The organism is Klebsiella sp. Q2 (assembly GCF_009900705.1).
GTDB lineage: Bacteria > Pseudomonadota > Gammaproteobacteria > Enterobacterales > Enterobacteriaceae > Klebsiella > Klebsiella quasipneumoniae.
Genome location: NZ_JAAABE010000003.1, coordinates 111,473 through 136,619 on the forward strand (window position 1 = coordinate 111,473; position 25,147 = coordinate 136,619).

Sequence of the window (25,147 nt, forward strand, 5' to 3'; positions counted from 1 at the left end):
AAAGTCACTATGGTAAGGTGTAGGCACCATAGCATAATGGAGAAGAAAGATGGATACGCTTGCCGCCATTGGCCGCTGGCTGAGTAAACAGCACGTCGTCACCTGGTGCGTCTCCCGCGACGACGAGCTGTGGTGTGCGAACGCCTTTTACGTCTATGACCCGGATAGCGTGGCCTTTTATCTGCTCAGCGATGAGCACACCCGCCACGGCCAGATGACCGGCGAGCGGGCGAAGGTGGCCGGCACGGTCAACGGCCAGCCAAAAACCGTGGCCCTGATCCGCGGCGTGCAGTTCCAGGGCGAGATCCGCCGATTGCGCGGCGACGAAGAGGCGCGTATGCGTCAGCGCTACGTCAAGCGCTTCCCGGTGGCCCGCATGCTGTCGGCGCCGGTTTGGGAGATTCGTCCGGACGAAATCAAGTTTACCGACAACACGCTGGGGTTCGGGAAAAAGCTACACTGGCGGCGCGATGCCGGCGCCGAGCAGGCGTAGCGCTTCGCGATTGAAGGCCGGCAGATCGTCCGGCGTTCTGCTGGTGACCAGCTGTTCGTTATCGACCACCACCTCCTGGTCGTAAAACTCGCCCCCGGCGTTTTTCACATCCACCACGATCGGTTTTACCGCCGTGAGCTTACGCCCGCGGATCACATCGGCGCTGATCAGCAGCTGCGGGCCGTGGCAGATGGCGAAGACCGGCTTCCCGCCGTTGACAAAATCGCGGGTAAAGGTGACAAAGCGTTCATCCCCGCGCAGCTGGTCAGGGGAATAGCCCCCGGGCAGCAACAAGGCATCAAATTCACCCGGTGTGACGTCATCAATGGCCCGATCGATGGCGACCTCTGCTTCTCCCTGTTTACCCTTCACCGTCTTGCCAGCCTGCTTTTCGATGGTCACGACCTGATGCCCGGCGAGCTTAAACGCCTCGGCGGGAGAGGTAAATTCAGAATCTTCAAAGTCGTCGGTAATGAGCACGGCTATCTTTTTACTCATGTTTCCTCCGCTATCTGGATGGTCAATGAGGTAATTCCATGATGATGGTGGATACTTACCTTGTAAGGTATTAAGCCTGGAACATGAGCCCGAAAGTGCAAGGCGGAGAATTCTGTAAAGGAGAATCAATGAGTCAGGTATTATTGACCGGCGCGACCGGGTTAGTTGGCGGTCACTTACTTCGGCTGCTGCAGAATGAGCCGAGCATCAGCGCCATCGCCGCCCCGACGCGTCGCCGACTGGCGCCGGCGGAAGGGGTTTTTAATCCGCACGATCCCCAGTTGACCGATGCTCTGGCGCAGGTGGTTGACCCGGTGGATATCGTTTTCTGCTGTCTGGGAACGACGCGCCGGGAGGCCGGGAGCAAAGAGGCCTTTGTCCATGCTGACTACACGCTGGTGGTTGATACCGCGCTGACCGGCAAACGGCTGGGTGCGCAACATATGCTGGTGGTTAGCGCGATGGGCGCCAACGCCCACTCACCGTTTTTCTACAATCGGGTGAAGGGGGAAATGGAGGCGGCGCTGATCGAGCAGGGTTGGCCGCGGCTGACCATTGCCCGGCCGTCGATGCTCTCAGGCGAGCGGGAAAAAAAGCGGGCCAATGAGACCTTCCTCGAACCGCTGTTCCGACTCTTACCGGGGAACTGGAAATCCATTGCGGCCCGCGACGTGGCGATTGCCCTGCTGGCGGAGGCGCTGTCGCCTACTCACGAAGGGGTGCAAATTCTCTCATCGTCCGAGCTGCGGGAGCGTGCCGCGCGGCAGGCGGAATAGCGGTTTGCAAACGCAGGCTTCCGGCGTAGTATTCACGGCTTCAATTCATATCCACATTTCTTGCTGGGGAATGCTATGGCTGGTCAGTCTTCATCTCAGGCGGCGTCACCATTTCAATGGTGGAAGCCCGCGCTTTTCTTTCTCGTCGTGATTGTCGGCCTGTGGTTCGTCAAATGGCAGCCATACTACGGGAAAGCCTTCACCGCTGCGGAAACCCACAGTATCGGTAAATCCATTCTCGCCCAGGCCGACGCTAACCCGCTGAAGGCGGCGTGGGACTACGCGGTGGTTTACTTCCTTGCCGTCTGGAAAGCGGCGGTGCTCGGTGTGCTGCTCGGGTCGCTGATCCAGGTGCTGATCCCGCGCGACTGGCTGCTGCGCACCCTGGGACAATCGCGTTTTCAGGGGACGCTGCTGGGGACGATTTTCTCGCTGCCAGGCATGATGTGCACCTGCTGCGCCGCGCCGGTCGCGGCCGGGATGCGCAAACAGCAGGTGTCGATGGGCGGGGCGCTGGCGTTCTGGATGGGCAACCCGCTGCTCAACCCGGCGACGTTGGTGTTTATGGGCTTCGTGCTGGGCTGGCAGTTTGCGTTGGTTCGCCTGGTGGCGGGCCTGGCGACGGTGTTGATTGTCGCGACGCTGGTGCAGAAATGGGTAAAAGAGGCGGCGACGCAGCCTGCCGTGGTGCCTGAAGCGCAAGCGAAAGCGGCCCAGGGCGGCTTCTTTAGCCGCTGGCTGCGGGCGCTGTGGACGCTGTTCTGGAACACCATCCCGGTTTATATCCTCGCGGTACTGGTGCTGGGGGCGGCGCGCGTCTGGCTGTTCCCGCACGCCGATGGCGTGGCGGATAATACCTTGTTCTGGGTCATCGCGATGGCGATTGCCGGCTGTCTGTTTGTGATCCCTACCGCGGCGGAAATTCCGATTGTCCAGACGATGATGCTGGCGGGGATGGGCGTTGCGCCGGCGCTGGCGCTGCTGATTACGTTGCCGGCAGTGAGCGTGCCATCGTTGATTATGCTGCGCAAAGCCTTTCCGGCCAAAGCGCTGTGGCTGACTGGCGGGTTGGTGGCGCTGTGCGGGGCGATTGTCGGTGCGCTGGCGCTGGTGTAGTTTGCCGTAAACGTACGGATAGCCGGATGGGGTGTCGGGCGGCGGCTACGCCTTACCCGGCACACAACGGACAGGGGGCGGTGGCCCGGCTAAGCGTAGCGCCAGCCGGGAAATTGCAGCTTTATTTAATGTAGGTAAAGGCGGTGGTCACCCGGGACACACCGCTCACCCGGCTGGCGATATCCGCCGCCGCGCGGCCTTCACGGTCGGTCACCAGTCCCATCAGGAAGACTTCGCTGTTTTCCGTGGTCACCTTCACGTTCGATGATTTGACCTGATCGGTGCTCAGCAGCTGCGAACGCACCTTGGTGGTAATCCAGGTATCAGAAGAGGCGGTGCCTAAACCAATCGGCTGGCCCTGGCGCACTTCGTTAAACACTTCCGTGGTTCCTTCCACACCCATGGCGATTTGCTTGGCGCGGGCAGAGAGATCCGGCGTCGGCGACTGACCGGTCAGCAGGACTTTGCCCTGATAAGCGGTAACGTTGATGCGGGCCTGTTTCTTAATCTGTTCATCTTTCGACAAGGCGCTATTAACGCGCAGTTCCAGGGTGCTGTCATCGACCTGGGTTCCCACCGTACGCGGGTCCGTTGCGGCTTTAGTGCCGACTGCTGCCGTTCCGACTACCGCGGCGGCAACGCAGCCCTGCAGCAGTAGTGCTGAAAGCAGGATGGCGAGGGGCGAGAGAGCCTTCATGTGTTCTCCTTAATCGTCCTGGTGTGGAAAAAGAGTGTTATCTATCAAATCGCACAGACAGTTGACGGTCAGCATATGCATCTCCTGGATACGCGCGCTGCGGTGTGAGGGGATGCGGATTTCGACATCCTGCTGACCTAACAGGCCCGCCAGCTCACCGCCGTCATAGCCGGTTAACGCGACGATGGTCATGTCGCGGGTCACGGCGGCTTCCACCGCCTTGACGATGTCCCGACTGTTACCGCGCGTGGAGATTGCCAGCAGCACATCGCCAGCGTGTCCCAGGGCGCGCACCTGCTTGGCGTAAATCTCGTCATGCAGGCGATCGTTAGCGATGGCAGTTAAGACCACATTATCGGTGTTTAGTGCAATGGCGGGTAAACCAGGGCGTTCCGTTTCAAAACGATTAATCATGCTGGCAGCAAAATGCTGTGCGTTGGCGGCGGAAGTGCCATTACCACAACAGAGGATTTTGTTGCCGTTGAGCAGGGACTGCACGAGCGTCATCGCCGCCCGGGAGATGGCGTCCGGGAGTGCTTCTGCTGCGGCAATTTGGGTTTGAATGCTTTCGGTAAAGCAGGCTTTGATTCTGTCGAGCACGGGATCCCTTACTTCTGGTATTACGCTATTCGCCAAAGGCGTTTTTTAGCCATTGGATGTCGTTTCCGGTGAAGGCTACCACATCGAAACGGCAATCCACAGTCTCAAAGCTCCCATTCTGTCGGCAGAGCCACAAACGGGCGGCTTTAAGCAGGCGTTGCTGTTTTTGCGGGGTGACGCTGGCCGCCGCGTCACCGTACAGAGCGCTGCGGCGGTAGCGTACCTCGACAAAGACGGTGACGGCGCCGTCGCGCATAATGAGGTCAATTTCGCCGCCACGCTCGCGAGCATTGGCTGCAATAAAACGCAGGCCCTGGCTTTCCAGCCAGCGGCGAGCACGGTTTTCCCATGCATCGCCGGTCTGTTTGCTTAGCTGGCCGGGACGATTTGTCCCTGCTGGTATTTGAGCCATGACAGTTTCCTGGTAATCACGCAGTCCTGAGTCGCCGTCAGATCGCCGGTATTCCCGTTCAGCTCGAAGCCCGGCGTCTGGCGCATTTGCGTGAAGTGGTTTGCCAGCGACCAGGCGTCAGCGCCCATCGCATACAGACGCGCCAGCGAGTAGTCATTGCGCACCGCAGACAGCGCCTGCTGCATCAACGCCGGGTTGCTGCCAGCCAGCATCGGGATTTCGCTATACTGCAGGCCTTCCATCTCCAGACGGAAATCCGGACCTGCGGTGCCCTGTGCGCTGCGCGAGCTGGCGTACAGGGTGACATTGCTCTGGCTGCCGTTGCGCATCGCGATCATGGGTTTGATATAGCCAATCTGTTCCGGGGTGGCGAGGATATAGGCCGCGTCGACGCTGCCGCCGCTGCTAACCGGCATTTCATCCGCCGTGCCGAGGACGCTGTTCTGCGCTGATGGCAGGGTGGAGACTGGGGTGCCGCTCAGCGCAATGCCCCCTCCGCCGTTAACGCCGGCGCGCAGCTCCGCCGTGGAGCCAAAACGCTGCTGCAGGACGCTGGCGCCGCCCAGCTTCAGCCACTCGTCGGCAAACGCGTTGACCACACGATCGCCCAGCGCGCCGCGCGGAACCAGCAACAACGGCGTCTGTTTGCCCTGTTGATGGATGTGTCGGGCGGCGTCACGCGCTTCGTCTTCCGGTGACAGCGCGAAATAGCAGATATTAGCGCGGCCTTCGACCTTCTCCGGCTGGTTGAGCGCCAGCACGTTGAGCGGCGTATTGCTCTTGAGAACATCTTCGACATTCTCTTTTAGCAGCGGCCCGACGACGAGGGTGGCGCCGTCCTGCTGAGCCTGGGCAAGGAGCTGGCCGATCGGCTGGCTGGTGGTATCGTAAATTTTCAGTTCCGCAGAGGGATTGGCGGCGGTGGCGACCACTGGCTGCGGCTGTGCGGCCGGGGCGGTGACCGGCTGGGTGACCGGGGACGCGGTGGTCTGCGGCGTGGTGGTCGCTTCCGGCGCCTGAGCCGCCGGCTCCGCCGCTGGCGTTGCCTGAGTTTGCGCCGGGGCCTGCACCGGTTCGGCGCGACTTCCGGCAGCCGTCAGATCGCTAATTTCCGCCTGCGACGGGCTTACCACGTCATCGTTACCGGACGTGTTCGCCGCCTGAGCGACCTGAGCGGGAACCGCGCTGCCCGTCACCGACGGCGCGCCGTTTTTGGCGGCTTCGAAGCCCTGCTGGATGGTGCGGCCGAAGATCGAGGCCTGGCCGTTCAGCGGCAGGAAAAGCGCAATCTTGTTGATGGAGGCGGGCTTATAGTTTTGCATGTTCACCAGCGCCGTTGGCAGCATTTTGGCGCCAGGGTTTTGCGGGTAGCGCGTCTGCCAGTCTTTGACGCCGGCTTTCAGCAGCGTGGGATCGTTGCGGTTGTCAAACCACATCCGCTGCAGATCCAGCCAGCCCTGGAGGGTGTTTTCATCGGCATTGATCACCAGCGCATTGGCCTGATCCTGGGTCATCGCAGTCAGCGCTTGCCAGGTCGCGTCAATATTTTGCTGGCGCTGTTTGGCATCGCTCAGCAGCGGCTGCTGGGCGATTAAGGCGCGCAGCAGAGTCACCGAGGGTTTGCCCTGGCTGGCATCGATTTGCGCCTGCCAGTAGCGCGCCTGCTGAGGCTGCTCCAGGCTTGCCGGGTCAAGCTTAGCCAGCAGAGTACGGGCCCCCTGATAGTCGTTCTGCGCCAGCTTTACTTCTATTGCCAGCAGTGACTGTTCACGGGCCTGGGTGCTGTCCAGGTTTGACGGCAGCTGGTTAAACAGGTCGATGGCCTGCTGCTGCTTTCCTTCCTGCAGCAGTGCACGAATGGCGAGTAATTGCCAGTTGGTCTTGCTATCATTCGTGCTTTGCTGCATCTGCTGCAAGTAGAAACTGGAGTTGGCCTGCGACGTACCCTGCATAAACGCCGTGCTTTGATCCTGCGTGTGGGTGCCGCAGCCAGCAAAAAGAAGAGTCGCCAGCAATACGGGCAGACAGCGCGCGGGCTTAGAACGAAGAAATGTTGACGGTACCATAAGTGTCCAGTGATATTTTTTTGGCTCAATGCTCAATATTAAATCGGCAATACGGACGAGACAATGAAACAACACGAATCAGCGGATAATTCTCAGGGGCAGCTCTATATTGTGCCCACTCCGATAGGAAATCTGTCTGATATCACGCAGCGCGCACTGGAAGTGTTGCAAGCCGTTGATTTAATTGCTGCGGAGGATACCCGCCACACCGGTTTGCTGCTGCAACATTTTGCGATTAACGCCCGTTTATTTGCGCTTCACGACCATAACGAGCAGCAAAAGGCGGAAACACTTCTCGCTAAACTGAAAGAAGGGCAAAACATCGCGCTGGTCTCCGATGCGGGCACGCCGCTGATTAACGACCCAGGCTATCATCTGGTGCGTACCTGCCGCGAAGCCAATATCCGCGTCGTGCCGCTGCCGGGTCCTTGTGCGGCTATCGCCGCCCTGAGCGCCGCTGGCCTGCCTTCCGACCGTTTCTGTTATGAAGGCTTCCTGCCGGCGAAATCGAAAGGCCGTCGCGATACCCTTAAAGCGCTGGAAGAAGAGCCGCGCACCCTTATCTTCTATGAGTCGACCCACCGGCTGGTGGAGAGTCTGGAAGATATCTGCGCGGTACTGGGAGAATCTCGCTATGTGGTGCTGGCCCGCGAGCTGACCAAAACCTGGGAATCGATCCACGGCGCGCCGATTGGCGAGCTGGTGGCGTGGGTCAAGGAAGACGAAAACCGTCGCAAAGGCGAGATGGTGCTGATCGTCGAAGGTTTTAAGGCGCAGGAAGAGGCGCTGCCGGCAGCCGCGCTGCGGACTCTGGCGCTGCTGCAGGCGGAACTGCCGCTGAAGAAAGCCGCCGCGCTGGCCGCGGAAATCCACGGCGTGAAGAAAAATGCGTTGTATAAGTATGCCCTGGAGCAGCAGGGGGAGTGATCCTGTAGACCCAATTGAAGTCTGGCAAGCAGCCCTTCAGATAGTGAAGAGCTGCTTGAGCGTCATCCGACATGTCGGAAGAAATGTCGGAAGAAATGTTGGATGAAAAGTGCAGCCCCGCCTTCCTTGCCGCACAGCATTCCTAGCCAACAAGCCCGGATAAATCCGGGCTAAAAATGGTTAAAGCCTTACGCTCTCGATCAGGTCACCGGCGCCGGGTTGAATACCGCCAGTTGGTTATGCAAGCCCCACTGATCGGAGAAGGTTTTCTTGCGTCCGCTGGCGACGTCGAGAATAAATTCGAACAGCTTCAGCCCCACCTCCTCAATCGTCTCTTCGCCGGTGGCGATGGTGCCGGCGTTAATGTCCATTAAGTCATACCAGCGGTTAGCCAGCTCGGTGCGAGTCGCCATTTTTATCACCGGTACCGCCATCAGTCCGTAAGGCGTGCCGCGGCCGGTGGTGAACACCTGCACCGTGATGCCAGAGGCCACCTGCTGGGTGCCGCAGACAAAATCGCTGGCGGGGGTGGCGGCGTAAATCAGGCCACGTTTGGTCGGGCGCTGCCCGGGGGAAAGCACCTCAACGATGGCGCTTTTTCCTGATTTGGCAATCGACCCCAGCGCTTTTTCCACCACGTTGGCCAGGCCGCCTTTCTTGTTACCGGGTGAAGGGTTGGCGCTGCGGTCGGTTTTGCCCATATCGAGATAGTTATCGTACCAGGCCATCTCTTCCAGCAGGCGTTTACCCACCTCTTCGTTGATCGCCCGCGGCGTCAGCAGATGGATAGCGTCGCGGACTTCGGTCACCTCTGAGAACATCACCGTCGCGCCGCAGCGCACCAGCAGATCGGAAGCGTAACCCACCGCCGGGTTGGCGGTCACGCCGGAGAAAGCGTCGCTGCCGCCGCACTGCATACCCACCACCAGTTCAGAAGCCGGGCAGGTTTCCCGCTGACGCTGGTTGAGTTTCGCCAGATGGCGCTCGGCGACCTGCAGAATGTCATCGACCATCGATTTAAAGCCCACGTGCTTTTCATCCTGCAGGCTGACGATACTGGCGCTGTCCACCGGGATGCTTTTGACATCTTCCGTCCCCTGCAGCAGCCGCTCGGGCTGCAGCTTTTCACAGCCAAGGCCAATGACCATCACTTCGCCGCCGAAGTTCGGGTTAAGGGCGATATTGTGGATGGTGCGTATCGGCACCACCGCCGCTGGCGCATTAATCGCAACGCCGCAGCCATAGAGGTGATTCAGACCCACCACGCCGTCGACGTTGGGATATTTCGGCAGCAGGTCGCGTTCAATGAGTTTCACCACGTAATCGACCACGCCCGCAACGCAGTGCACGCTGGTGGTGATACCCAGCAGATTTTTGGTGCCCACGCTGCCGTCGGCATTGCGGTAGCCTTCGAAGGTGTAGCCTTCCAGCGGCGGCAGCGGGGCGGGCACTTTGGTGGCCAGCGGCAGGGTGTTCAACGGCGGGGCGGTGGGCAACGCCACTAACGACTCGTCAATCCAGCTTCCCTGGGGGATGTCGCGCACCGCGAAGCCAATGACTTCTCCGTAACGGATAATTTCACCGTGGGCTGGGATATCCACCAGGGCGACTTTATGACCCTGTGGAATGTGCTCGATGAGCGTCAGGCCGTCCGGGAAACGCGTTCCGGCGGTTAATCCCCGATCGTTGACAATAATCGCCACATTATCTGTCGGGTCAACTTTTATATAAAACGCGGTAGGCGATTGTTGTCGAATTGAAATATCAGCCATTGTCCAGTTATCTCCAAACAGGTGCTAAAAATATCATTAAATGGTAATTCTGGCGCTGTTAAGCGGAATAATGAAATAAAGCATGTCAGGTGTGTCGGCGTGAAGATGTGATCTGAATCACTCCTTGTCGCCATGGACGCGCGCGGAGGGTGGGGAATCGTAAGAAGTGTGGATTAGCGCCCATAGCTTAAGGCGATTGCCCAATTAAGGCTTTAAAAAATGTGTTTATATTGTGTTTATGCATAGTGTCTGGCGAGTGGGAGCTGACTATACTGAGTCGTGTTTTTGTGACGTCCGATATGCGCATGGTTTGCCTTTTAATCGCGGGTTAATAATTTAGCAGTCACCTAACGAATATTAAAAGATGGTTAATTTGCGATGGGCTTACATTTTCCAGACTCAAGGGCAGGAAATAAAAAAGGACACCCATTCGCTGGTTTATTCTGCGGATAATATTTGGGGTCAGGCGATACGCTTTTCCAGCCTAATGGGGCTCTCTCGCCGGGCTGGTGATATAACGAATGAATTGCAGAAGTTAGCAACGATTAACGCAAGGTAAAAATCATGGATAACGCAATTTTCCCGAACAAATTTAAGGCCGCGCTGGCGGCTCATCAGGTGCAGATTGGCTGCTGGTGCGCGCTGGCCAATCCGATCAGCACCGAGGTGTTGGGTCTGGCGGGTTTCGACTGGCTGGTACTGGACGCGGAACACGCGCCGAACGACGTCACCACGCTTATCCCACAGCTTATGGCGCTGAAAGGCAGCTCCAGCGCTCAGGTGGTGCGCGTGCCGACCAACGAGCCCATCATCATTAAGCGCATGCTGGATATCGGCTTCTATAACTTCCTGGTGCCATTTGTCGAGACAGCGGAACAGGCGGCGCAGGCGGTGGCTTCTACTCGCTACCCGCCGGAAGGGATCCGCGGAGTCTCCGTTTCCCATCGCGGCAATATGTTCGGCACCGTGCCGGACTACTTCGCCCAGTCCAATAAAAACATTTCCATTCTGGTACAGATTGAGAGCCAGACCGGGGTGGACAACGTCGAGGCGATTGCCGCGACCGAAGGTGTCGACGGCCTGTTCGTCGGCCCGAGCGACCTGGCCGCCGCGTTAGGTCATCTGGGCAATGCCGCCCATCCTGAGGTGCAGCGCGCCATCCAGCATATCTTCGCCAGCGCGAAGAAGCACGGTAAGCCAAGCGGCATTCTGGCGCCGGTAGAGGCCGATGCGCGGCGCTACCTGGAGTGGGGCGCCACTTTTGTCGCCGTCGGCAGCGATCTGGGGGTCTTCCGTTCCGCAACCCAGAAACTTGCTGATGCCTTTAGAAAATAATCACCAGGATGAAGAGAGAGAACAATATGACAATCAAAGTGGGTTTTATCGGTCTTGGCATTATGGGCAAGCCGATGAGCAAAAATTTGCTGAAGGCGGGTTACTCGCTGGTGGTGTCTGACCGTAATCCGGAAGCGATTGCCGACGTGATTGCCGCGGGCGCAGAGACCGCGGCCACGCCGAAGGCGATTGCCGAGCAGTGCGATGTGATCATCACCATGCTGCCGAACTCGCCGCATGTCAAAGAGGTGGCGCTGGGGGAAAACGGCATTATTGAAGGCGCGAAACCGGGCACCGTGGTGATCGACATGAGCTCTATTGCGCCGCTGGCCAGCCGGGAAATTAGCGAAGCGCTGAAGGCCAAAGGTATTGATATGCTGGACGCGCCGGTAAGCGGCGGCGAACCAAAAGCGATCGACGGCACCCTGTCGGTGATGGTCGGCGGCGACAAGGCGATCTTCGACAAATATTACGATCTGATGAAAGCGATGGCCGGCTCCGTGGTGCATACCGGCGACATTGGCGCGGGCAATGTGACCAAACTGGCCAATCAGGTGATCGTCGCCCTGAACATCGCTGCCATGTCCGAAGCGCTGACCCTGGCCACCAAAGCCGGCGTCAATCCGGATCTGGTTTATCAGGCGATCCGCGGCGGTCTGGCGGGGAGTACCGTGCTGGATGCCAAAGCGCCGATGGTGATGGATCGTAACTTCAAGCCGGGCTTCCGGATCGATCTGCATATTAAAGATCTGGCCAATGCGCTGGATACCTCCCATGGCGTGGGCGCTCAACTGCCGCTGACAGCGGCGGTAATGGAGATGATGCAGGCGCTGCGTGCGGACGGTCTGGGCACCGCTGACCATAGCGCGCTGGCATGCTACTACGAAAAGCTGGCGAAAGTGGAAGTGACTCGCTAACAAGAAGAGCCCCTGCGCGGCCTGGTGGTTATGCCTGGTGCAACAGTGCCAGACTGCTACGGGGGGCTAGCATGGACGCGGTATTGATGCCGTTTCCGCGTGTTAACCTCAGTTGTGACGCAGGAAGCGGCGTTTCGCGCGCGTTGGACAATATTTATCATGCATCGCGCAATATCGCCGCCACCCTGCTGGTCGGGATGACGACAGAGGGATGACAACGGGCGGTAAACCCACTATACTGCGCGCCGAAGCTGACCAGACAGTCGCCGCTTCGTCGTCGTCCTCCTTCGGGGGGAGACGGGCGGAGGGGAGGAAAGTCCGGGCTCCATAGGGCAAGGTGCCAGGTAACGCCTGGGGGGTGTCACAGCCCACGACCAGTGCAACAGAGAGCAAACCGCCGATGGCCCGCGCAAGCGGGATCAGGTAAGGGTGAAAGGGTGCGGTAAGAGCGCACCGCGCGGCTGGTAACAGTCCGTGGCAGGGTAAACTCCACCCGGAGCAAGGCCAAATAGGGGTTCATAAGGTACGGCCCGTACTGAACCCGGGTAGGCTGCTTGAGCCAGTGAGCGATTGCTGGCCTAGATGAATGACTGTCCACGACAGAACCCGGCTTATCGGTCAGTTTCACTCCTTAGAAAACCCCGCTTCGGCGGGGTTTTTGCTATCTGAATACCGGACGCAGGATGAATGACTGTCCACGACGCTATACCAAAAGCACGCGGCTTACCGGTCAGTTTCACCTCTTTATGTCAAAACCCCGCTTCGGCGGGGTTTTTGCTATCTGAATACCGGACGCAGGATGAATGACTGTCCACGACGCTATACCAAAAACACGCGGCTTATCGGTCAGTTTCACCTCTCTATACCAAAACCCCGCTCCGGCGGGGTTTTTGCTATCTGAATCCGTGACGTGAATGAATGACTGTCCACGACGCTACACCAAAAACCCGCGGCTTACCTGTCAGCTAGCGTTATTTAACCACCTTAGGATTCTGTAGCGTCGGTATCCTGGAATCTTGCACCTGATGAACCTGGCCGATAATCGTGGCGATGCTGCCGTTGCTTAAAGACTCGACGTCTGCGCTGTTATGCGATCCAAAATTAAAGGTCAGACGTTTATCCGTTTTATTCTGCTCATCGCGCATGGTCACGATAAAATAGTAGCTGCCGGCGATGCCGCTCATTCTGCGAATGTCGACAATCACGCCGCGCACCTTAACCCATTTACCCAGATAATCGCTGCTGGCCTTCGCCGGATTGAGAGTAAACGGCTGCAGAAACTGCGCGACGGAATACGTTTGCATCGAAGCGACGGCGTCATCTCCCGGCTGAAATAATTTATCGCCTGCGGAATAAAAGGCTTTAGAGGCCAGGCCGCAGCCGCTTAACAACAATATGAAAAATACCAACGGTAATACACGAAAGCGTAATAACATACCTATCTCCTTATTTATTTTTTTAATGATATCCCTGATTCACTGGATAACGTGATGTGCGCTGATTAAATTAAAGAAAAAGTCACCACTGTCAACTATTTGATCTGCTTCTTTAATTGAAAGTAATGAGTTAATGTTGTTGTATGGAGTGTACGAATTAACATAGTGACCTCATTCATGTAATTAATGTGTTTGGTGTTTTTATTCTTATCACGAATGAAAATAATCTTTAGGTATTATTTTTTACAATTATTCACTCCCGGCTGTAAAATAATAAACCGCTATTTCTGGCAATTTCACATCAGGATAAGACAATGAAATTAATAACCCGTATTGCGTTCGCCACCCTTCTGACCAGCGGTTTCTCTCTGACGGCACAGGCCGCGGACGTGCAGGCGGCGCCAGCGCCAGCGCAGGATCCTATTGTCCAGCACTTAAAACTCACCAGCGATCAGGTGGCGAAAATTAAAAGCCTGCATCAGCAGCTGGAAAATAATATGCAGCAGATTTCACAGCAAGACATTAAAGATGGCGCGCTGATTAACGTGATTGATTCCGGTAAATGGAATGAGAAAGCGGTGAAGGATCAGCTGGCGGCTTTCAGTAAAATCGATCAACAGGTACGTTATTATCGCGTGAAGTACTATTTTGATGTGAATCAGGTACTGACACCCGAGCAGCGTACCCAGGTGAAAAAAGATCTTGCCGACGCGCTGAGTGAATAATGCCATCGGCCCCTTTCGGGGCCGATATAAGTGGGAAGTCATCAAGGATAGCCGAATAATCCATACTGCAGGTTCAGGCGAGACTTTCTTCATCCCGCAGGCGAATCTCCGCCTCGGCAACAATGGCTTCCAGTTCGCTAAGCATCTCATCATAACCAAAGCTGACGACGCCGACGGTTTCCGGCGGCGTCGGGGCTAGCGGCGTCGGAGACGCCTTTTTTCTGTTTTTCTTCTTACTCACTGACAGACTCCATCACTTCCGTTGTTACACCGGTAAATCTATCAGCAAAGCGCGCAGCGGCGTATCGGCGACGAGGGTAATGTTAGCTTCGTCACGAATAAATGCCCCATCACCACAGGTGAGAGCCTGTTTTGATTGTTCCTGCGCGACGGCATGGACCGTGCCGTGGATCGACTGCAGGTAGGCGCGTGGCCCATGCAATTGCACGTTGATCTGCTCACCTTTTTCCAGCGCGATATGATAGACCCAGGCTTGCTGGCGAAGCTGGAGGCTATTATTCCCCCCATCCGGTGAGGCCAGCAGCTGTAGCGGCGCGTTGGCGACCTCGATTTTCTGCTGCAACGGGTTTTCCCGCTGCGGGCAGGCATCAAGCCACAGCTGCATCCGCGTTAACGACTGCTCTTTGCTCAGATTATGCTCGCTATAGCTCACGCCAGGCTGGGTGGCGATCAGCAGTGCTTCACCGGCTTTGGCCTGCACGTGGTTGCCGTCGCTGTCGCGATACTCCGCTTCGCCTTCCAGAATCAGGTTCAGGATATCGACTTTTGGGTACGTTCTGGCCTGGAAGGAAGCGCCTGGCGCCAGCACTTCCTGATTGAGAACGCGTAAGGACGCGAAGCCCAGTAATTTCGGGTCGAAGTAGTGGCCAAAGGAGAAGGTGTAGCGGGCCTGCAGCCAGCCGAAGTCTGCTTGTCCGCATTGTTTGGCTGTTCGGGTAGTAATCATGTTCTTGACCTCTCTTTACACTAAATCAATGGTAAAGGTATGGACGCTGTATTGTTAGCCAGATATTCTGCCCGGTATGTTCAAATTTCCTGAATGAGAAAGCGATGGCCAAAGAGAGAGCATTAACGCTGGAAGCGTTACGCGTGATGGATGCGATCGACCGTCGCGGGAGCTTCGCTGCCGCGGCTGATGAGCTGGGACGCGTGCCTTCCGCCCTGAGCTACACCATGCAAAAACTGGAGGAGGAGCTGGACGTGGTGCTGTTTGACCGCTCAGGTCATCGCACAAAGTTCACCAATGTCGGACGGATGCTGCTGGAGCGCGGGCGCGTGCTGCTCGAGGCGGCGGACAAGCTCACCACCGATGCCGAAGCCCTGTCACGCGGCTGGGAAACTCACCTGACGATCGTCACTGAAGCGCTGGTGCCCACGCCGGATCTGTTTCCGCTGATTGAGAAACTGGCGACCAAGTCTAACACTCAGCTGTCGATTATCACCGAGGTGCTGGCCGGCGCCTGGGAGCGGCTGGAGCAGGGGCGGGCGGATATCGTTGTCGCGCCGGATATGCATTTTCGTTCCTCCTCGGAGATTAACTCGCGCAAACTCTATTCGGTGCTCAGCGTGTACGTCGCGGCGCCGGACCACCCGATCCATCAGGAGCCTGAACCGCTCTCTGAGGTCACCCGTGTGAAATACCGTGGCGTCGCGGTGGCGGATACCGCGCGCGAGCGGCCCGTTCTCACCGTTCAGCTGCTGGATAAACAGCCGCGCTTAACGGTGAGCACCATTGAAGATAAGCGCCAGGCGCTGCTGGCCGGGTTAGGCGTGGCGACCATGCCCTATCCGCTGGTGGAGAAGGATATTGCCGAAGGACGCTTGCGGGTGGTCAGTCCGGAATATACCAATGAAATTGACATTATCATGGCCTGGCGACGGGACAGCATGGGCGAAGCGAAGTCCTGGTGCCTGCGCGAGATCCCTAAGCTTTTTGCCGGCAGATAGTCGAGGACGCTCCTCCCGCTAGCGGGAGGAGCAGGAAGATTTAGTATGAAAAGGGTTTTGGATCGGGCCCGAATCGGTTGTTGCCTTCCGTTCCGCGCTGGCAGTTAAAGATCAGAATCACCAGCCAGCCGATGACCGGGATCAACAGCAGCAGCAGCCACCATGCCGAGCGGTCGGTGTCGTGCAGACGCCGAAACTGCACCGCCCACCACGGTAAAAAGACCAGTATGCCATAGATGGTCGTCAGAATGCCTTCGCCGCCCGCCCGCTGCCAGCCCAGCATTTTATCGATGATGCTCAATACGCCGGTCAGGATGAGGTTGACCAGAATAAACATCCAGTACTCTTTGCGCCGCGCACGGCCGCCAAATCCTATATAGTTTTTTAATACCTTGAGATACCAGTCCATTTCTACGCCTCAATTAACCGTCAATCACTTGTTTTTTAAGCGATCGCAATAAGAATAGACGTGAATGAATGGTGGGTAAATATCTGTTTTCTGAATTATTGGGCGCCATCACTGGCGCCCGACGGATCAACGGAAGCGCTGGTCGCGACCGTGTGGTTCGCTGAGATCCTGCTGCGGCCCAATGGAGATGATGCCGGTAGGGTTAATGGTTTTATGGCTGCGGTAATAGTGGTGACGAATATGCGGAAGACTCACCGTCTCCGCGATACCCTGCATCTGGTAGATGTCGCGCAGGAAACCGTAGAGATTGAGATAATCGCTGATGCGTCGTTTGTCGCATTTAAAATGGGTCACATACACCGGGTCGAAGCGTACCAGCGTCGTCCACAGGCGAATATCCGCTTCCGTCAGCTGATTGCCCGTCAGGTAACGATGCTGACCGAGGATCTGCTCCAGCCGCTCCAGTGAGGTAAACACCGCATCCACCGCTTCGTCGTAAGCCTGCTGACTGGTGGCAAAGCCGGCTTTATACACGCCGTTATTGACGTTGTCGTAGATCCAGCCGTTCAGCTCATCAATTTGTTCCCGCAGCGCCGGCGGGTAGTAATCCCCGGCTCTGGCGCCCAGGCCATCGAAGGCGGTATTAAACATACGGATGATTTCTGCCGACTCATTGCTGACGATGGTCTGCTGTTTTTTATCCCAGAGTACCGGGACGGTGACGCGGCCGGTGTAGTGCGGGTCGGCGTGCAGATACAGCTGATAGAGAAAATCGTGCTGATAAAGGGTGTCACCGGTGGCTTCCGGGAAGCTGTCGTCAAAGGTCCAGCCGTTTTCCAGCATCAGCGGATGGACCACGGAGACAGGAAGAAAGGGCTCCAGTCCTTTCAGCTTACGCATAATTAACGTGCGATGCGCCCACGGGCAGGCGAGAGAGACGTACAGATGATAGCGATCTTTTTCCGCCGCAAATCCCCCTTCGCCACTCGGGCCGGCCGCGCCATCGGCGGTGAGCCAGTTACGGAAGGCGGAAACGGAACGCTTAAAACGCCCACCGGTGGATTTTGTGTCATACCAGGTATCCTGCCAGACGCCGTCGACTAATTGTCCCATCTTTGTTCCTCCTTCAGACTTCAGATAGCAAAAGCGAGGAGTGGTCTCCTCGCTTTTTTTATTCAGTATAGTGCGCTTACCATTTCTTATTCAGTACACGGTCGATGCTGAATGCGCCCGGTCCGGTAATGGCCAGCAGCAGGTAACCGCCAGCGATGGTCAGGTTTTTCATGAACATCAGAGAGTTCACGCCTTCCGCAAAGTTGCTGTGGAACAGGAACGCGGTCAACAGGGTAAAGCCTGCGGTGAACAGCGCGGTGGTCCGGGTCAGGAAACCGAACAGAATCGCCAGTCCGCCGCCGAATTCAAGGAGGATGGTCAGCGGCAGCAGCGCACCCGGTACGCCCATGGCTTCCATATACTGCTGGGTTCCCGCATAACCGGTGATTTTGCCCCATCCTGCAGTGATAAACAGAATCGGCATCAGAATGCGCGCTACCAGTACACCAACATCTTCTAATTTTTTCATTTCTTACTCCAGAAAACCCAAAGGGCGGCGGTTTTGTTTTTTAGCGCAATCCCGCGTAGTTACACGGTGTTGCTGTCGATGGAGAGGATAGTAGCGAGGCGGAGAGGGAATTGTTAGCAAGGAAAACTGTAGATCTAGTTCAAAGTTTCTGAGTAATCGTCAAGAGGGGGGGCGAAAGATTCCTGAACGCGATGGATCACTACCGCTCCTGGTATAGGCCTGGCCAGGCGGGTAAGAGGACTGGCTGACCGCGGATGGCGGCCAGGAGGCAAGCTGTTACGAACGGCGTTGCGTATCGGGCGGGGAAGTGGCAGAGCGGGACGCCGGGAAAAGCGCCCGCGCTCCGGGCGGCTAGCGGACTGTCGACTGGCGCAGGATCCCGCGGACCAGCCGCCAGGTACTCCATAAACCCAGTCCGCGTTTGGTCCAGCGCATTAAAAAATGCGGGTGCCGTACGGACCACACGGCCATCAGACCGCTGCCTACCATCAGCCACGAACGTAAACTGAGCAGCGTATGCCAGCCTCGGTCTAAGGGCGCAGTCGCATCCAGCCAGTGGCGGCGACAGGCGCTCAGCTCCAGCCGTTGCTGCTGGATCTGGCGCAGCAGTTGCGCCTTTTGCCGTTCACGCTCCTGTCGGCCATTCATGGTTTATCTTCCTCCAGAAGGGCACGGTCGTTCTCCAGCTCTCTTCGCGTGAGGCGCAGCAGCGTGGAGCGTCGCGCCTTACGTAAGGTAAGGATTCCGACAATCGCGGCGGCGAGTAGCAGCACGACGGTGGTGGCGATCATGACGTGCAGGCGGTACTGAGCGTCAACGGCCCAGATAACCAGCACCAGCAGACTCATGAGGCCAAACGCGGCAAACAGCAGCGTCAGTCCGGTCATGATCAGCAACTGGAAGAGGTTGGCTTTCTCCTCCTCCAGCTCCACGACGACCAGGCGCAGCCGTGTTTCCACCATTTCGACCAGCAGCGTAACGATACGCTGGCCAATGGAGAAGACGCGCTGACCCGGCCCCTGCGTGTGTTGTGTATTCGCCATAATCAGCGACGCGACAGCAGGACACCCAGCACCAGCCCGACGGCGGCGCCAATCCCGACCCCAGTCCACGGATTTTCGCGAACATAATCATCCGCTCGCGCGGCGGTCTCACGAGTTTGACGCAGAATCGCTTCGCTGGTCTCACCCAGGCGGGCGCGGCTCTCTTTCAGCGCGCTCTCCGCTTTACTGCGCAGTTTACCCATCTCTTCTTTCGACTTGTCCGCCGAGGAATTCAGTACTTCCTCCAGGGTGTCCGCCAGCGTTTTCAGTTCTGCACGAAGGTCGTCAGTCACATTCTCTTTAGCCATGTCGTTCTCCTGTAGCGTGGTCCGTATTGCGAAAGTTAATGGTGATTAGTAATCCCGAGACTCCAGCGTTTTCAACTCCTGTTGCGCTTCATTGAGTTTATGCTGGCGTTTGTTGATTTTGTCCGCATCGCCTTTCTTCCGGGCTTCCTGCAGATCGCGCTGACGTTCAGCGATCTCTTCCCGCTGTTTGGCAATTTTTTGCTGATGATCGGCTTTGAGTTTACTGTCGCTGCAGTTCTCCCGTACCTGACGTAGCGCGGTATTTAGCCCATCAATGCGACTTTGATTGTGATGCTTTTCGGCATAGCTGATCTCTCGTTGAATATCCTGCTCTTTTTCCTGGCAGGGAGAGGCGGCTATGGCGCTGGCGCTAAGTGAAGACAGGGCCAGAAGCAGAGCGATGCGGTGTTTCATGGATAGTACCTTCCATTGTCTTAGGGTATACCCGGAGGATAAACCCGTTCCCGTTGGTAAACGTGAATGCGTTGATTCACGCAGGTTTAAGCATAGTAACAAATGCGGGAAACCACCAGACTGCGTTGAAAACGCAGTCTGGTGGCCGTTTACCCGAGCCGATGCGGCGCGTCACGCAGGCGGGATAACCAGGCGGTGGGCGAGTTATCGTCCTCCAGCAAGGCGATAATATAACCATGTGGCAGAGCGCGACCGAGAACCTCTTTCGCCGCCGCGCCCTGGGCGGTGGAATCAAACTTAATCAGCAGGCCATCCTTTTGCGGCGTAATGCTCTTGAAGCGGATACCGTTAGCGTCGAGGTGATGCCAGACGGAGAAACCATCCGGCATACTGACGCCCTGGCCAACCGGACGGATCGCCAGCGTGGCCTCCTGCTGCTGCACCGCCAGCCAGAGCCAGAACAGCGAGCAGAGCAAAAGAGAGCCACCCAGCAGCCAGCTGAGCTGGCGCAGGGAAGGGCGTTTTATGACCATCATCAGCCCCGGCTTCTGTATTTTTTCTTCCACAGCACCACCAGCGAGCCGATCAGTCCGAAGACCAACAGCGCAACCGGCAGGAGCATCAGGCAGGACATCAGCTGATCTTCATACTTAAGGAATACCGGGGTTTTGCCCAGCAGATAGCCCAGCGAGGTCAGGATGAGCACCCACAGTAGGCCGCTCATCCAGTTAAAGAACTGAAAGCGGGCGTTATTGAGACCGGAAAGCCCGGCGATGGTCGGCAGCAGCGTGCGCACGAAGGCGATGAAGCGGCCGATCAGCAGCGCGGAGAGGCCATGCTTATGAAACAGGTGATGCGCGCGCTGATGATAGTGAGAGGGCAGATGCGACAGCCAGTTTTGCACGATCCGTGTGTTGCCTAGCCAGCGCCCCTGGATGTAGCTCAGCCAGCAGCCGAGGCTGGCGGCGGCGGTGAGCAGCAGCAACGTTTCCGGAAAGCCCATCGCCCCTTTGGCGATCAGCACGCCTACGAGCACAAGCAGGCTGTCCCCCGGCAAAAACGCGGCAGGCAGTAACCCGTTCTCAAGGAACAAAATCATAAACAAGACAAAATACAGCATGCCAATCATGGAGGGATTCGCGAGCGTTTCGTAATCCTGAGCCCATAAGGCATTCAATAACTGGGTTAATAGTTCCATTCACGATTCCTGGTACATCGGTTAACGGCACGTCTGAGCGCGTGGCATGTAGGGCGACAAGATTTTTATGAGATTATGGTCGCTGCTTCGGCGCTCTGAACGCTTCCCTGTATAAAACTGAAGTAAGTCAATACCTACTCCCAGAACGGCAAAATGCATCTAATTGTAACAAATCGCCTGACTTTCCGTCAGAGAAATTGCAAGGTGTTGCTCGTTGATTTTGCTGATTGCGGCGATGTGAGGCGAGAGGATTTACACAGGCTGACACTATATATGTTTTGCTTACCTCAGCCTGCCTGGGGAACAGGCGCGCAGGGGCCGCGCGCCGGGGGGATAAAGGCTTATTTCGCGCCGTTGGCCGCCGTATCGAGATGAACCACCGGGTTTTCGGCAAATAAGTAGCGATCGGCATTAAATTCAAAGTCGTCGCTGGTTTCGTTAAACAGCATTTGCTTGGTATTTTCCAGATGCTGCCACATCGCCAGTTTGGCGGCGTTCGGATCTTTTCGCAGCAGCGCCTTCAGGATCTGATCGTGGTCGTCGCACCAGTTATCGACGGTGCGCAGGTCGATATGCTCATGCAGCTTTTTCCAGTACGGGTTATGCACGCGCTGGGTCCACATTTTTTCCACGATCGCCGCCAGGGCGCTATTCTGCGTGGCCAGCGCCACCTGGACGTGAAACTGCAGATCCCACTCGGAGTCGCGGAAACACTTCTCGTTGCGCGCTTTCTCCTGAATCTCCATCAGCTTCATGATGTCCTGCTTGGTCACCTGAGTGGCCGCGAATTCGGCGATATTGCTTTCAATAAGCTGCCGCGCCTGCAGCAGCTCAAAGGGGCCATAGTTGGCGAACTCAAGGCTTTCATCGGCCACTTGCTGGTATTTCGGATGGTTGGAGATAACGTGAATGCCCGACCCTTTGCGGACTTCGACATACCCTTCCACTTCCAGCATGATAATGGCTTCACGAACCACGGTGCGGCTAACGTTTTTTTCATCGGCGATAAAGCGCTCGGCGGGCAGCTTATCCCCTACAAGGTAGACACCTTGTTCGATGCGCGTCTTCAGCTCAGCGGCAAGCTGCTGATAAAGACGGCGTGGTTCAATGATTTCCATATTCGCTCCCGCAAGATGGCGACAATATTCGATTTGTTATACCACTTTTACGCGATTTCCACCACTGGCAGGGATGAAAAAGCCGCCTGAGAAGGCGGCTTGGCAGGCGATCACCTCAGCATAAGCGTCTCTAACTCTGGGTGGCCGGTTTGCGGCTGCTAAGCGGCGGCGTGTCATCGTCAGCCGGTTTGTTTTTCAGCACCGTCCAGATGACCAGCGCGCCCAGCAGGTCAAAGACCGCCAGTACGGCAAACAGCGGGCTGAAGCCGATGGTGTCTGCCAGCGCGCCGACGACCAGGGCGAACATGGTGCTCGCCAGCCAGGCGGCCATCCCGGTCAGACCGTTGGCGGTAGCGACTTCGTTACGGCCAAAGACGTCGGAAGAGAGGGTAATCAACGCCCCGGACAGCGCCTGGTGAGCGAACCCGCCGATGCACAGCAGGGCAATCGCCACGTACGGGCTGGTGAACAGGCCGATCATCCCCGGGCCAATCATCAGCAGGGCGCCCATGGTGACCACCATTTTACGCGACACGATCAGATTGACGCCGAACCAGCGCTGGAACAGCGGCGGCAGGTATCCACCGACGATGCAGCCGAGGTCGGCGAACAGCATCGGCATCCAGGCGAACATGGCGATCTCTTTCAGGTTAAAGCCGTAAACCTTAAACATGAACAGCGGGATCCAGGCGTTAAAGGTACCCCAGGCCGGCTCGGCGAGAAAACGCGGCAGGGCGATACCCCAGAACTGACGGTTGCGCAGGATCTGCCACGGCGACATTTTCTTCGCGTTATTGGTCTGGTGTTGAGACTCCTGGCCGCCAATGATGTAGTCGCGTTCTTCGTCAGATAATTTCTTCTGATCGCGCGGGTGTTTGTAGAAGATCAGCCAGGCGATGGCCCAGGCGAAGCTCAGCACCCCGGAGATAATGAACGCCATCTGCCAGCTGTGCATGACAATCGCCCACACCACCAGCGGCGGCGCGATCATGGCGCCGATAGAGGAACCCACGTTGAAGTAGCCCACCGCGATAGAGCGCTCTTTCGCCGGGAACCATTCGGAGCTGGCTTTCAGCCCGGCGGGGATCATCGCTGCTTCCGCCGCGCCCACCGCGCCGCGGGCCAGCGCCAGGCCACCCCAGCTGCCGGCGAGGGCGGTCGAGCCACAGAATATCGCCCAGGCGATAGCGAAGAAGGCATAGCCGACTTTAGTCCCCAGAATATCAAGGACATAGCCTGCGACAGGCTGCATGACGGTATAGGCAGCGGAATAGGCTGCAATGATATAGGAGTACTGTTGGGTCGAGATGTGTAACTCTTCCATCAGCGTCGGCGCGGCCGCCGCCACGGTGTTACGGGTCAGGTAGCCCAGCACGGTGCCCAGCGTCACCAGTGCGATCATGTACCAACGTAACCCTTTAATTTTACGCATGTAAACCTCATCGTCTGTAATTTCTCCGCACCAGGTGCGGCCTCTCCTGACGGCGATACGCGGTCGGGAAAGCGAAACGGAGGGTTCAGGAGGGCGGTCCCCTCTGGCCCGAACCTTACCATCAGTTGTTATGTAAAAAGTCGGTATCCATTCCGTATAAGCCGATGCCATCAACACCGGTAAAGCATTCCGTCGGTTTATATGTTGCGACGGCAGAAAGATAACTTGTCATACAACTTTAAAAGTTGAGTGCTGTCACAAAAGTGGGAAAGTTAGTGTGGTCTTTATGACTGGCGAGGAAAGCCAGATACGGCGCGCCCTGGCGAGACGTTTGCCGTGGAGAGGCGGTTTTTTTTATCAGCGTTTATTGATCTAACTCACGAAAAACAGTTCGGTCTGTGGAAATTGGTGTGATAACTTTGTCAGCATTGTAGTCAATCATCTGAAAGGCTCCTGTTCCGGAGCGAAGAGGACACACGAATGACACCGTTTATGACCGAAGATTTTCTACTCGATAGCGAATTTGCCCGCCGCCTGTACCACGATTACGCGAAAGATCAGCCTATTTTCGACTACCATTGTCACCTTCCGCCGCAGCAGGTTGCCGAAAATTATCGTTTCAAAAATCTGTATGACATCTGGCTGAAAGGCGATCACTACAAATGGCGCGCGATGCGCACTAACGGCGTGCCGGAGCGTCTGTGTACCGGGGATGCCTCCGATCGCGAGAAATTTGACGCCTGGGCAGCCACCGTGCCTCACACAATTGGCAACCCGTTATACCACTGGACCCATTTAGAGCTGCGTCGCCCATTTGGTATTACAGGTAAGCTGCTGTCACCTTCCACCGCCGATGAGATCTGGGAACAGTGCAATGCGTTACTGGCGCAGGACGCCTTCTCCGCCCGCGGGATCATGAAGCAGATGAACGTGAAGATGGTCGGCACCACCGACGATCCGATTGATTCCCTGGAACACCATGCGGTTGTCGCCAAAGACACTTCATTTGATATCAAGGTGTTGCCGAGCTGGCGCCCGGATAAAGCGTTCAACATCGAGCAGGCGACCTTCAATGACTATATGGCTAAGCTGGGTGAAGTGTCCGACACCGATATTCGCCGTTTTGCGGACCTGCAAAGCGCGCTGACCAAACGTCTGGACCACTTTGCCGCTCACGGTTGCAAAGTCTCCGACCACGCCCTGGACGTAGTGCTGTTTGCGGAAGCGACCGACGCCGAGCTGGACGCCATTCTGGCGCGTCGCCTGGCTGGTGAAACCCTTAGCGAACGCGAAGTGGCGCAGTTCAAAACCGCGGTGCTGGTGTTCCTCGGCGCAGAGTATGCTCGTCGCGGCTGGGTGCAGCAGTACCACATCGGCGCGCTGCGCAATAACAACCTGCGTCAGTTCAAACTGTTAGGCCCGGACGTGGGCTTTGACTCGATCAACGATCGCCCGATGGCTGAAGAGCTGTCTAAGCTGCTGAGCAAGCAGAACGAAGAGAACCTGCTGCCGAAAACCATTCTCTACTGCCTGAACCCGCGCGATAACGAAGTGCTGGGCACCATGATCGGTAACTTCCAGGGCGAAGGGATGCCGGGCAAGATGCAGTTCGGCTCCGGCTGGTGGTTCAACGATCAGAAAGACGGCATGGAGCGGCAGATGACCCAGCTGGCGCAGCTCGGCCTGCTGAGCCGCTTTGTCGGGATGCTGACCGACAGCCGCAGCTTCCTCTCCTACACGCGCCACGAATACTTCCGCCGCATTCTGTGCCAGATGATCGGCCGTTGGGTGACGGCCGGCGAAGCGCCTGCGGATATCGCGCTGCTGGGCGAGATGGTGAAAAACATTTGCTTTAACAATGCGCGTGACTATTTCGCCATTGAACTGAACTAAGACCAGAGGTCG

29 protein-coding genes, 1 other RNA gene and 1 pseudogene are annotated in these 25,147 nt (G+C 57.1%); 11 read left to right on the top strand and 20 right to left on the bottom strand.

Annotated features, from left to right (window positions below; translation table 11 throughout):
- Positions 1–49 precede the first annotated feature (49 nt).
- Positions 50–493 (top strand): YhbP family protein, encoded by a 444-nt coding sequence (locus GT756_RS12240; RefSeq protein WP_004206161.1) that lies wholly within the window; start codon positions 50–52, stop codon positions 491–493.
- Here GT756_RS12240 and GT756_RS12245 read toward each other — a convergent pair.
- Complete coding sequence (locus GT756_RS12245; RefSeq protein ID WP_004206160.1) at positions 455–991, bottom strand: type 1 glutamine amidotransferase domain-containing protein; 537 nt, start codon at positions 989–991, stop codon at positions 455–457. The two genes, GT756_RS12240 and GT756_RS12245, sit on opposite strands and share 39 nt — an antisense overlap.
- A 128-nt stretch (positions 992–1,119) precedes the next feature.
- Between GT756_RS12245 and GT756_RS12250 the strand changes: the two genes are divergently transcribed.
- The gene (locus tag GT756_RS12250) at positions 1,120–1,767 is read left to right on the top strand and encodes an NAD(P)H-binding protein (RefSeq protein ID WP_049092420.1); all 648 of its coding nucleotides are present in this window, start codon (positions 1,120–1,122) and stop codon (positions 1,765–1,767) included.
- Positions 1,768–1,842: 75 nt separating this feature from the next.
- On the top strand, positions 1,843–2,883 hold the full coding sequence (locus GT756_RS12255; RefSeq protein ID WP_160124824.1) for a permease: 1,041 nt from the start codon (positions 1,843–1,845) through the stop codon (positions 2,881–2,883).
- A 121-nt stretch (positions 2,884–3,004) separates the two neighbouring features.
- Here the strand turns inward: GT756_RS12255 and dolP are convergent, their stop codons facing one another.
- The 4 genes from dolP to GT756_RS12275 are packed head-to-tail and all read right to left on the bottom strand — an operon-like array spanning position 3,005 to position 6,658.
- Entirely contained in the window at positions 3,005–3,580 is a 576-nt protein-coding gene (gene dolP, locus GT756_RS12260) for a division/outer membrane stress-associated lipid-binding lipoprotein (protein WP_002918214.1), read from the bottom strand.
- A 9-nt stretch (positions 3,581–3,589) separates the two neighbouring features.
- A complete protein-coding gene (gene diaA / locus GT756_RS12265; RefSeq protein WP_002918211.1) occupies positions 3,590–4,180 on the bottom strand; it encodes a DnaA initiator-associating protein DiaA in 591 nt (196 codons plus the stop codon).
- 25 nt (positions 4,181–4,205) lie between these two features.
- Positions 4,206–4,592 carry a YraN family protein gene (locus GT756_RS12270; RefSeq protein WP_004206155.1) on the bottom strand — a complete coding sequence of 129 codons (387 nt, stop codon included), beginning with the start codon at positions 4,590–4,592 and terminating at the stop codon, positions 4,206–4,208.
- The gene (locus tag GT756_RS12275) at positions 4,550–6,658 is read right to left on the bottom strand and encodes a penicillin-binding protein activator (RefSeq protein WP_064187864.1); all 2,109 of its coding nucleotides are present in this window, start codon (positions 6,656–6,658) and stop codon (positions 4,550–4,552) included. The genes GT756_RS12270 and GT756_RS12275 overlap by 43 nt, the downstream gene beginning before the upstream one ends.
- A gap of 63 nt (positions 6,659–6,721) precedes the next feature.
- Here GT756_RS12275 and rsmI point away from each other — a divergent pair, with 63 nt between their 5' ends.
- Positions 6,722–7,585 (top strand): 16S rRNA (cytidine(1402)-2'-O)-methyltransferase, encoded by an 864-nt coding sequence (rsmI, locus tag GT756_RS12280; RefSeq protein ID WP_004144878.1) that lies wholly within the window; start codon positions 6,722–6,724, stop codon positions 7,583–7,585.
- A 200-nt stretch (positions 7,586–7,785) separates the two neighbouring features.
- Here rsmI and garD read toward each other — a convergent pair whose 3' ends face one another.
- Positions 7,786–9,357 (bottom strand): galactarate dehydratase, encoded by a 1,572-nt coding sequence (gene garD / locus GT756_RS12285; protein WP_043520972.1) that lies wholly within the window; start codon positions 9,355–9,357, stop codon positions 7,786–7,788.
- A 564-nt stretch (positions 9,358–9,921) separates the two neighbouring features.
- Here garD and garL point away from each other — a divergent pair.
- From garL to rnpB, 4 genes and pseudogenes are all read left to right on the top strand, one after another.
- Positions 9,922–10,692 (top strand): 2-dehydro-3-deoxyglucarate aldolase, encoded by a 771-nt coding sequence (gene garL, locus GT756_RS12290; RefSeq protein ID WP_048295626.1) that lies wholly within the window; start codon positions 9,922–9,924, stop codon positions 10,690–10,692.
- 26 nt (positions 10,693–10,718) lie between these two features.
- Positions 10,719–11,609 carry a 2-hydroxy-3-oxopropionate reductase gene (garR, locus tag GT756_RS12295; protein WP_004206137.1) on the top strand — a complete coding sequence of 297 codons (891 nt, stop codon included), beginning with the start codon at positions 10,719–10,721 and terminating at the stop codon, positions 11,607–11,609.
- 93 nt (positions 11,610–11,702) lie between these two features.
- Positions 11,703–11,824, top strand: a pseudogene (locus tag GT756_RS12300) (glycerate 2-kinase); the annotation flags it as partial.
- A 32-nt stretch (positions 11,825–11,856) separates the two neighbouring features.
- Positions 11,857–12,239, top strand: an RNA gene (gene rnpB, locus GT756_RS12305) — RNase P RNA component class A.
- 341 nt (positions 12,240–12,580) lie between these two features.
- Here the strand turns inward: rnpB and GT756_RS12310 are convergent.
- On the bottom strand, positions 12,581–13,045 hold the full coding sequence (locus GT756_RS12310) for an OB-fold putative lipoprotein (protein WP_049093399.1): 465 nt from the start codon (positions 13,043–13,045) through the stop codon (positions 12,581–12,583).
- 314 nt (positions 13,046–13,359) lie between these two features.
- On the opposite strand from GT756_RS12310, the gene GT756_RS12315 reads away from it, so the two are divergent.
- Positions 13,360–13,770, top strand: a complete 411-nt coding sequence (locus GT756_RS12315; protein WP_049093398.1) for a Spy/CpxP family protein refolding chaperone — start codon at positions 13,360–13,362, stop codon at positions 13,768–13,770.
- A 73-nt stretch (positions 13,771–13,843) separates the two neighbouring features.
- Here GT756_RS12315 and GT756_RS25880 read toward each other — a convergent pair whose 3' ends face one another.
- Together GT756_RS25880 and GT756_RS12320 are read right to left on the bottom strand one after the other, a co-directional pair.
- The gene (locus GT756_RS25880; protein WP_004206134.1) at positions 13,844–14,011 is read right to left on the bottom strand and encodes a hypothetical protein; all 168 of its coding nucleotides are present in this window, start codon (positions 14,009–14,011) and stop codon (positions 13,844–13,846) included.
- Positions 14,012–14,035: 24 nt separating this feature from the next.
- On the bottom strand, positions 14,036–14,737 hold the full coding sequence (locus GT756_RS12320) for a pirin family protein (protein WP_064183238.1): 702 nt from the start codon (positions 14,735–14,737) through the stop codon (positions 14,036–14,038).
- 104 nt (positions 14,738–14,841) lie between these two features.
- On the opposite strand from GT756_RS12320, the gene GT756_RS12325 reads away from it, so the two are divergent.
- Positions 14,842–15,738, top strand: a complete 897-nt coding sequence (locus GT756_RS12325; protein ID WP_004144865.1) for a LysR family transcriptional regulator — start codon at positions 14,842–14,844, stop codon at positions 15,736–15,738.
- 40 nt (positions 15,739–15,778) lie between these two features.
- Here the strand turns inward: GT756_RS12325 and GT756_RS12330 are convergent, their stop codons facing one another.
- The 11 genes from GT756_RS12330 to GT756_RS12380 all read right to left on the bottom strand — a co-directional run bounded on the left by GT756_RS12330 (position 15,779) and on the right by GT756_RS12380 (position 23,242).
- The gene (locus GT756_RS12330; protein WP_017900662.1) at positions 15,779–16,147 is read right to left on the bottom strand and encodes a DUF805 domain-containing protein; all 369 of its coding nucleotides are present in this window, start codon (positions 16,145–16,147) and stop codon (positions 15,779–15,781) included.
- Positions 16,148–16,273: 126 nt separating this feature from the next.
- Positions 16,274–17,260 carry a glutathione S-transferase family protein gene (locus GT756_RS12335; RefSeq protein ID WP_043520970.1) on the bottom strand — a complete coding sequence of 329 codons (987 nt, stop codon included), beginning with the start codon at positions 17,258–17,260 and terminating at the stop codon, positions 16,274–16,276.
- 76 nt (positions 17,261–17,336) lie between these two features.
- Entirely contained in the window at positions 17,337–17,729 is a 393-nt protein-coding gene (locus GT756_RS12340; protein ID WP_002917920.1) for a DoxX family protein, read from the bottom strand.
- Positions 17,730–18,080: 351 nt separating this feature from the next.
- Positions 18,081–18,377: a YqjK-like family protein gene (locus tag GT756_RS12345; protein WP_017900664.1), complete on the bottom strand. Its 297-nt coding sequence runs from the start codon at positions 18,375–18,377 to the stop codon at positions 18,081–18,083.
- Positions 18,374–18,772 carry a phage holin family protein gene (locus GT756_RS12350; protein WP_023291093.1) on the bottom strand — a complete coding sequence of 133 codons (399 nt, stop codon included), beginning with the start codon at positions 18,770–18,772 and terminating at the stop codon, positions 18,374–18,376. Before GT756_RS12350 ends, GT756_RS12345 begins: the two co-directional genes overlap by 4 nt.
- Before the next feature lie 2 nt (positions 18,773–18,774).
- Positions 18,775–19,080 (bottom strand): YqjD family protein, encoded by a 306-nt coding sequence (locus GT756_RS12355; RefSeq protein WP_002917916.1) that lies wholly within the window; start codon positions 19,078–19,080, stop codon positions 18,775–18,777.
- Between the two features lie 45 nt (positions 19,081–19,125).
- On the bottom strand, positions 19,126–19,494 hold the full coding sequence (locus tag GT756_RS12360; RefSeq protein WP_004206124.1) for a DUF1090 domain-containing protein: 369 nt from the start codon (positions 19,492–19,494) through the stop codon (positions 19,126–19,128).
- 149 nt (positions 19,495–19,643) lie between these two features.
- Positions 19,644–20,021 carry an EnvZ/OmpR regulon moderator MzrA gene (mzrA, locus tag GT756_RS12365; RefSeq protein WP_074186567.1) on the bottom strand — a complete coding sequence of 126 codons (378 nt, stop codon included), beginning with the start codon at positions 20,019–20,021 and terminating at the stop codon, positions 19,644–19,646.
- 8 nt (positions 20,022–20,029) lie between these two features.
- Entirely contained in the window at positions 20,030–20,692 is a 663-nt protein-coding gene (gene yqjA / locus GT756_RS12370) for a DedA family general envelope maintenance protein YqjA (RefSeq protein ID WP_004206121.1), read from the bottom strand.
- 341 nt (positions 20,693–21,033) lie between these two features.
- Complete coding sequence (exuR, locus tag GT756_RS12375; RefSeq protein ID WP_004206120.1) at positions 21,034–21,810, bottom strand: transcriptional regulator ExuR; 777 nt, start codon at positions 21,808–21,810, stop codon at positions 21,034–21,036.
- Positions 21,811–21,940: 130 nt separating this feature from the next.
- On the bottom strand, positions 21,941–23,242 hold the full coding sequence (locus GT756_RS12380) for an MFS transporter (protein ID WP_004206119.1): 1,302 nt from the start codon (positions 23,240–23,242) through the stop codon (positions 21,941–21,943).
- Positions 23,243–23,722: 480 nt separating this feature from the next.
- On the opposite strand from GT756_RS12380, the gene uxaC reads away from it, so the two are divergent.
- Complete coding sequence (gene uxaC, locus GT756_RS12385) at positions 23,723–25,135, top strand: glucuronate isomerase (RefSeq protein ID WP_004206118.1); 1,413 nt, start codon at positions 23,723–23,725, stop codon at positions 25,133–25,135.
- The last annotated feature ends 12 nt before the right edge of the window (positions 25,136–25,147 follow it).